The sequence below is a fragment of the Streptomyces sp. AC627_RSS907 genome, from assembly GCF_019049165.1.
Genome location: NZ_JAGMUE010000534.1, coordinates 1 through 737 on the forward strand (window position 1 = coordinate 1; position 737 = coordinate 737).

Below are 737 nucleotides of genomic sequence, written 5' to 3' on the forward strand. Positions count from 1 at the left end.
CGGGTGCCCGGCCCGGCGCGTGGTGCGGGCGGAGTCGTGACGCCCGCGTGCTCGCGCGGGCCGGTCCCGTCGGATGGTGGTTCCTCGGTGGTTCGTCGTCTGCTGCCGGGCGTCGCCGCGCGGCCACGGTGCCGCGCCGCCCGTCCCCGCCGGCCGGCCGCGAGCGGGCCGGTGGCGGCGTCCGGCGCGGGGCCTGGCCCCGCGCCGGACGGGAGGTCCCGTCTCAGGTCCAGCGGCCGGAGCCGATGGCCTCCTTGCTGCCCAGCACCTGTTCGCGCAGGTCGAGCCGGCGCACCTTCCAGGTCGCGGTGCGCGGCACCTCGTCCCAGGGCACGAGCTTCGGCTCGGCCATCGGGGGCAGCCCGGCCGTCGCGGCGGCCCACTCCTGCGGGTCGAGCTTGTCGTCCACCATGGACAGCACGGGCACGGGCAGTTCGCCCGGCAGGCCGAGCACGGTGACGTCGGAGGCGCGGGGCAGCCGGTCGAGCAGGATGCTCTCCAGCTCGATGCCGCTGGTGCCGGGGATGATGTCCACCTCGCGGTCGACCAGCTTGAGGCGGCCGAGCGCGTGCATCTCGCCGACGTCGCCGGTGTTCCACCACTGGCCGTCGACCTTCTCCGCGTGCCGGTCGCTCTCGCCGACGTAGTCCAGGCACTGGGCCTTGGTGGAGACCATCATCAGCCCGGGCTCGCCCTTGGCGACCTTGCGGCCGGTCTCGATGTCGACGACCTTGACC

Annotated in this window: 1 pseudogene; it reads right to left on the reverse strand. The window is 75.3% G+C overall.

Going from position 1 to position 737, the window contains the following annotated elements:
* Positions 1–223: 223 nt before the first annotated feature.
* A pseudogene (locus KUM32_RS36875) lies at positions 224–737 on the reverse strand (AMP-binding protein); the annotation flags it as partial.